The sequence below is a fragment of the Aestuariivirga sp. genome (genome assembly GCF_044239095.1).
Classification (GTDB): domain Bacteria; phylum Pseudomonadota; class Alphaproteobacteria; order Rhizobiales; family Aestuariivirgaceae; genus Aestuariivirga.
The window spans coordinates 1-6,790 of record NZ_JBIICB010000239.1; the positions used below are offsets into that span (position 1 = coordinate 1).

Sequence of the window (6,790 nt, forward strand, 5' to 3'; positions counted from 1 at the left end):
CGCAGACGCTGACAGTCGGCGGCGGAAACGGTGAAACTGATACCATTGCGCATCCTTTAAGATTCGCACGTCAACAAGCCGTTGGGAACCTTCAATCGGACTCTTTTGTCCCGGCCAATCCACTAGAAAAGGAGAGCGAGAGGAGGGCGGAAAAGGAAAAATTCCTCTCGATGCTCTCACATGAGCTTCGCAATCCACTGTCGGTCATCCGGCTTGTGACCAACGATGGCACTTCAAGCGGCAAGGCCGTACACAAGGCCGTCCTCGAGATGGCACAGATCATTGAGAGAGTTGAGCAGAGCGAGAAGCTTGGGGATGCCGGTTTACAGCGCCAAAGAACTAGCGTTGATTTGGGTCCTGCTCTTCGGGAGATTGCGGCCAGCCACCCTGCGTCGTCTCAGCTGGGTGTTGAGGCACCAGTCAACCTCGTTGTTGAGACGGACGAAGAACTCCTCAGGAGCATCGTTAGAAATTTACTCGACAATGCAGCGAAGTACAGTCCTGAAGGCTCTCGCATCCATCTTGTACTGACTGCCAGATCCCATGCTGGCTCTGAGGGCGTTGAGTTATGCGTCCTAAATGAAGTAGGAGATGCTGGAGTACCCGATGTTGATAAGCTGTTTACGAAGTATTATCGGAGCAAAGGTGCGCACAGACGGCCCGGATCAGGCCTGGGTCTGTTTCTTGTGGCAAGCTGGACAAAGAACCTTGGCGGCAAGATCAGCTATGAACTGATTGACCGGGGGAATGATAACTCGCTTGTATGCTTCAGCCTATGGCTTCCAAAATGAACCTTCGTCCACTGAAGATCGTGGTCATTGAGGACTATGACGCATTGCGGGAGGCAATGTGTGATGTCCTCTCAAGCGACGGACACGACGTTGTTGGCGTGTCAATGGCCGAGGAGGTCGATGACGAGCCAACCGGGTTTGTAAGCGATCTTTACATCATTGACCTCAACCTGCCGGGTGAGGACGGAATTAGCCTCGCACAGCGCATTCGGCGATCTCAACCCGAGGTGGGAATTGTCATCGTCTCAGCCCGTAGTTCAGTTGATGATCGAATTGGAGGTTACAAGTCCGGAGCCAACATCTATCTGACAAAGCCCCTTTCGCTCGAGGAGCTTAGAGCAGTGGTTGATGGCATTGTTCAGCGGCTCCTGTCTGCCGAGGCCTCGAGAGCAACTTGCGTGACCCTTAGCCCAATGAAGATGCTGGTGACTGGTCCGTCCGGAAAAGCCCGGCTCACCCAGCCGGAGGTTTCGTTGCTCGCGGCGTTGACACGGGCCCCTCAACGCGATCTTGAGCATTGGCAAGTCGCGGCCCATTTGGGAAATGGAGAAGAGATAAGCAAGGATAACCTGGAGGTTAAGCTTGGGCGGCTTCGCAAGAAGCTGGTCGCCTGTGGAGCAGAGGCACCCGTGATACAATCACTTCGAGGGATTGGCTACAGATTGACGACCCCAGTGGAGGTGTTGAGAGATTAGCTTCGCGCGCGTTCCGGCCAGGGAGACGTTCTCCGGCTGGCGCTTCGGGCACCGGCCGGGTGTCATCGATGGCAGTGACTCCTGATCCCCGCTTGCGCCAATGAGTTGAGGCCGCTGCCGTTTCATCTGCGGGCTCCGCCCGGCTCGGGTTGCGGTCCAGCGTTTCTTCTTCCGGAAGCGGCGGCGAGCCACTATCGTCTGCTCACCAGGACAGTGCGGTGCCCCCATGGCGATGATGACCCTCATTACAACGTGCAAGAACCGGCTTGCGCACCTCAAGGAAACCCTGCCCCTGATGATGACGCAGAGTTTTTCCGAGGTCATTGTCGTCGATTATGGCTGCGAACAGGGAACCTCCAACTGGGTCGCGGAGGCCGCACCTGGCGCCAAGGTCGTGAGGGTCATGGACGATCCGCGGTTTTCACCGTCCCGCGCGCGGAACATCGGCGCCGCGAACGCCGCTAGCGATCTGCTGTGTTTCGTCGATGCGGACGTGCGGCTCAACATCGACCTCGGCAAGTGGACGCAGGAGAACGTCAAGCCTCACTGCTTTTATGTCTCGGGCCAGCCCAAGGTCGCCGAGTTGTACGGTTTTCTCATCTGCAGCCGGAGCATGTTCGAGCAGGCAGGCGGCTATGACGAAGCCTACAGGGGATGGGGCGGCGAGGACCGCGATCTGCTTGAGAGGCTTGAGATGGCCGGCCACACCAGGTTGCAGCTCCCGGCAGATGCACTTTCCGCCATCCACCATGGCGATGAGCTTCGAATGCTCGGCGGGAACGATCCTGCCGGATTTACAACAAAGAACCAGGCGCTGGCCCTGCAACGCCTCTACAAACTGATCAAGTTTGACGTCATCAAGCTCACCGGCAAGGATCCCAGCCTCGCCGTTCGCAAGAAGATCCATGCGAACATCCGCGCCGCTCATGACGAGGCCGTTGCGAGCGGCAAAGCGCACTTCGTGGTCACGCTCAATGTCACACCCGCATTCCCCGACAACAGGTTTTCGCGCAGCGAGAGAAAGCTCGTCTACACAACCCCTGTCACCGTGAGAGCATGATCCGCAAAAGTGGAAACCACTTTTGCGGCAAGATCATGCTCACGCGCGCCAGGCGGCCACAGCCGGGAAAAGCCCAAACTGTGAATGGCGGGGGTGGCAAGCTCCACTGAACCCGGTGTCCACAAGCACGGGTGGCGCCAGCACCGAGACCGCCTCTCAGGCTGGGCTGGTATAGGCGATTGTACCCATCATGCCGGCGTTCATGTGATAGGCGTGGTGGCAGTGGAAGGCCCAGGTGCCGGGGTTGTCGGCATCGAAGGTGATGGTCACGGTTTCACCCGGAGGCACCAGCACCACGTCGCGGAGCGCGCCCTGGAGCGGGGTGTTGCCGATGGCGGTGACGTGGAAATAATGCCCGTGGAGATGCATCGGGTGCGACATGGCGGTCATGTTGTGCATCATGACGGAGACGCGCTCGCCCTCGCGCACGGTGAAGATCGTATCATGCATCGAGGCCTTGCCGTTGAGGCCCCAAACATAATCCGCCCCGCCGCCGGTGAGCATGAGCATCTCGGTGCGGGTGACGGGTTCCTGACGCGGTGCCGCCACGGCGCGGTAGAGCCGCTCCTGCGACAGGTCGACGGCGGGTGCGGGATCGCCCTCCTCCGCAACCCGCTGGACGGCGGCGCCAGCCGTTGCGAGCACGATGCCGGTGCGCACGGCAGCGCCCTCGGGGCGGAACAGCACGGGGAACGCTCCACCCGCGCCCGGAATGCGGATGCGGATATCGGCGCGCTGGGCGATGGCCAGCGGGAAGACGCGGCCCTTCAGCGGATGAATGGCATTGCCGTCGACCGCGATCAGCTCACCCTCAAGCGCGCCGAGGTCGACCCACATGTTGCTGGCAGCAGCCCCGTTGATGATGCGAAGCCTGAGCACGCCACCCTTCTCCACGGCGACGACCTCAGGATCCTGCAGCGTACGGTCATTGGCGAGATAGGCGTCATAGCCCACGTCGTTCAGCATGGAGGCCGCCATGGCCGGCTGGCCGTGGCCCATCGCCGAGTGGTCCATCTTTGAATGATCCATCGTTGAGTGGTCCATGGCGGCGCCGTGGCCGGAATGGGCCGCGTGGGCGCCGCCGCCGCCCATCAGCTCCGCCAGGATCTCGGCCGGGTCGCGGAAGGTGAAGTCATGCAGCAGCACCACATGCTCCTGCGTGTCGAACAGGGGCTCGTCCACCTCGCGCACGATCAGGGGCGCAGCCAGCAGCTGCTGCTCCTGCAACCCCATGTGGGAATGCATCCAGTGCGTGCCCGAGCGCGTGTTGGCGAAGTCATAGTCGAAGGACTGGCCAGGCGGGATCGGATCCTGACCCAGCATTGGAACACCGTCCTGGCCATAGGGCGGGGTAAGGCCGTGCCAGTGGACGATGGTATCGGTCTGCGTGCTGTTGCGGAGGCGGACGTTGAAACGCTCACCCAGCAGCATCTCCAGCCCGGGCTTGCCATCAGGGCCGGTCAGGCCAAAGACGGTGGCGGCCCTGCCCTTCACCTCCAGCGTGCGGCGGGAAACCGTAAGCAGGCGTGGCGCCTGCGCGGCGGCGAAACGATTGGAGCCAAGCAGCGTGATGCCGACCAGCCCGGCAATAAGTTCCCGGCGATTCATGATCAACCTTGTGAAATCAAAGCCAGCCAGGTGATGCCTGACGGCTCACGCATCAAACTCACACTTTGCGGCAGGACGGCGGCAGGACGCCCGCTCGCTCACAGATTGCGGCCGATCCCTAAGAACTTCTCGCGGCGCTGGGTGCGCAGGGCGTCACCCGGCACGCCATCAAAGGTGCGGAGCGCGCGGGCGATGGCCTCGCCCGTGGCGGCGATCGCCTCGCCAGAAGCGCGGTGTGCGCCGCCCCTCGGCTCTGGCACGATGTCGTCGATGACGCCGAGCTTCTTCAGGTCCTGGGCGGTGATCTTCATGGCCGCGGCGGCGTCTTTGGCGCGCGCTGCGTCACGCCACAGGATGGAGGCAGCCCCCTCGGGCGAGATCACACTGTAAATGGCATGTTCCAGCATCATCACCACATTGGCGGTGGCAATCGCGATGGCGCCGCCGGAGCCACCCTCGCCGATCACCACGGCAATGCTCGGCACGCCGAGCGCGAGGCAGCAATCGGTCGAGCGCGCAATGGCTTCCGCCTGGCCGCGCTCCTCGGCGTCTATGCCCGGATAGGCGCCTGCGGTGTCGACGAAGGAGACGACGGGAAGGCCAAACCGGTCCGCCATTTCCATCAGGCGTACGGCCTTGCGGTAGCCCTCCGGCCGCGCCATGCCGAAATTGCGCTTGAGCCTGGAGGTGGTATCGGCACCCTTTTCCTGGCCGATCACCATCACCGGCTGGCCCTGGAAGCGGCCGATGCCGCCCACCACCGCGAAGTCCTCAGCGAACTTCCGGTCGCCGGCGAGCGGCGTGAATTCGGTGATAAGCTGGCCGATGAAGTCCAGCGCGTGCGGCCGCTCCGGATGGCGCGCGACCTGCGCCTTCTGCCAGGGATCGAGGCCGGCATAGAGGTCGGTCAGCAGCTTCGCCGCTTTCTTCTCAAGGCCCTTCACCTCGTCGGCGATCGAGACGGCCTTGTCTCCGGCGGCAAGCGTGCGGAGTTCCGCGATCTTGCCTTCCAGTTCCGCAAGGGGGGCTTCGAAATCGAGATAGGTGGGCATCGGGCCTCGAACTGATCAGGTTTGGCGCGGAAACTGGCTCTCCGCGCTCTGGAAGTCAACTTTTCTTGGCAAGCGGGTGGTGGGCCTCCACCACTTCCGCCAGGCGTTCGGCCTGGACATGGGTGTAGATCTGGGTGGTCGAGATGTCGGCGTGGCCCAGCATCTGCTGCACCGCACGCAGATCCGCCCCGCCAGCAAGGAGATGGCTCGCGAAGCCGTGGCGCAGCACGTGCGGCGAGAGCGTGTCCGCGTCAAGACCGGCTTCCCGGGCCAGCGCCTTGAGTTCAACCGCCACATGCTGCCTGGTCAGGTGGCCCGCCGTGCCCGAGGAGGCGAACAGCCATTTCGACGGCGCAGCACCCGAGGCGGCAAGGACGGCGAGATAATCATCACGCGCCGCGCGCGCGGCGGCCGAGACCGGGACCAGCCGCTCCCGCCCACCCTTGCCCTTGACCAGGATAAAATCCTTCTCGGCAGTGGCGGCCCGGAGGCTCAGCGACACCAGTTCGGACACCCGGAGGCCCGTTGCATAGAGGAATTCGACAAGGCAGCGCAGGCGCTGGGCCTTGATCAGGCGCTTGCCCTCCGCCGCGGTGACACGGGCCCGCGCGGCCTCCAGGAGACGTTCCACGTCCTGCTGCGAAATCATCTTCGGCAGGGGCCTTGCGGGGCGCGGACTGTCGATGGCGGTGGCGGGATTATCCGGGCTCAAGCCATCGCCATGCAGGAAGCGGTGGAACTGGCGGATGGCCGAGAGCTTGCGGGCCGCGGAACTGCGCGCAAGGCCCTGCGCCTCGAGATGCGCCAGATGGGCGCGCAAGTCATCAGGACCCGCCGCCCGGAGGTCACGGCCGCGCTCTTGCGCATAGGCCTCGAGATCGCGCCGGTAGGCTGAAAGAGTATTGGCGGAGGCCCCACGCTCGGCCGCCATCATCTCGAGGAAGCGCTCGATCAGGCGCTGGTTCTGCGGCCCGCCACGGCCCCCTTCTGCCCTGTCACTTGGCACGCAGTCTCTCGCTCGAGAGTGGTTTCACGATTTCCGCCTGTTCGGGAGGGAAGTTGGCCAGAGCCCAGAGCCCCCCATAGATCGCCCCGCCGAGACAGAGCAGCACCAACAGAAACTTGACCGTATCGGGCATTGCAAACCCATCCTTGCGCGCCATTCTAGAGGCTAAACCGTGTTTCGGAAAGGCTTTGCGGTTGCACATCATGCGCGATAGAAACGGCGCCTTGGACGAGGGAGATGAATGGCGCGCCGTTCGATTGCAAAGGAGGCCGAACTGGTGCGTGAGCGCCTCGGGGAGCGGCCCGTCGTGCTCGTGGGGCTGATGGGTGCGGGCAAGACCAGCGTGGGGCGCCGGCTCGCCGACAAGCTGGGCATTCCTTTCGTCGATGCCGACCACGAAATCGAGGCGGCGGCGGGAAAGCCGATCAAGGAGATCTTCGCCGACCACGGGGAGCCCTATTTCCGTGAGGGTGAACGCCGCGTCATCCAGCGCCTGCTCGGCAATGGCGCGCAGGTGCTGGCAACCGGCGGCGGCGCCTACATGAATGACGAGACGCGGGCTGGCATCGCGGACCATG

At 63.0% G+C, this 6,790-nt stretch carries 8 protein-coding genes; 4 read left to right on the forward strand and 4 right to left on the reverse strand.

Features of this window, described 5'->3' with window-relative positions:
- The 3 genes from ACILRA_RS17710 to ACILRA_RS17720 all read left to right on the forward strand — a co-directional run.
- On the forward strand, positions 1–791 hold a 791-nt coding region (locus tag ACILRA_RS17710), incomplete at its 5' end, for a sensor histidine kinase (protein WP_395663389.1).
- On the forward strand, positions 788–1,486 hold the full coding sequence (locus tag ACILRA_RS17715; RefSeq protein ID WP_395663390.1) for a response regulator transcription factor: 699 nt from the start codon (positions 788–790) through the stop codon (positions 1,484–1,486). The genes ACILRA_RS17710 and ACILRA_RS17715, both read left to right, overlap by 4 nt.
- A gap of 226 nt (positions 1,487–1,712) precedes the next feature.
- Positions 1,713–2,546: a glycosyltransferase family 2 protein gene (locus tag ACILRA_RS17720; protein ID WP_395663391.1), complete on the forward strand. Its 834-nt coding sequence runs from the start codon at positions 1,713–1,715 to the stop codon at positions 2,544–2,546.
- A gap of 156 nt (positions 2,547–2,702) precedes the next feature.
- Here the strand turns inward: ACILRA_RS17720 and ACILRA_RS17725 are convergent, their stop codons facing one another.
- The 4 genes from ACILRA_RS17725 to ACILRA_RS17740 all read right to left on the reverse strand — a co-directional run bounded on the left by ACILRA_RS17725 (position 2,703) and on the right by ACILRA_RS17740 (position 6,345).
- Entirely contained in the window at positions 2,703–4,154 is a 1,452-nt protein-coding gene (locus tag ACILRA_RS17725) for a multicopper oxidase family protein (RefSeq protein ID WP_395663392.1), read from the reverse strand.
- 98 nt (positions 4,155–4,252) lie between these two features.
- Entirely contained in the window at positions 4,253–5,206 is a 954-nt protein-coding gene (locus ACILRA_RS17730; protein WP_395663393.1) for an acetyl-CoA carboxylase carboxyltransferase subunit alpha, read from the reverse strand.
- A gap of 55 nt (positions 5,207–5,261) precedes the next feature.
- Positions 5,262–6,212 (reverse strand): site-specific tyrosine recombinase XerD, encoded by a 951-nt coding sequence (locus ACILRA_RS17735; RefSeq protein ID WP_395663394.1) that lies wholly within the window; start codon positions 6,210–6,212, stop codon positions 5,262–5,264.
- A complete protein-coding gene (locus tag ACILRA_RS17740; RefSeq protein WP_395663395.1) occupies positions 6,202–6,345 on the reverse strand; it encodes a histidine kinase in 144 nt (47 codons plus the stop codon). Before ACILRA_RS17740 ends, ACILRA_RS17735 begins: the two co-directional genes overlap by 11 nt.
- A 108-nt stretch (positions 6,346–6,453) precedes the next feature.
- Between ACILRA_RS17740 and ACILRA_RS17745 the strand changes: the two genes are divergently transcribed.
- A partial coding sequence (locus tag ACILRA_RS17745) for a shikimate kinase (protein WP_395663396.1) occupies positions 6,454–6,790 on the forward strand: 337 nt, incomplete at its 3' end.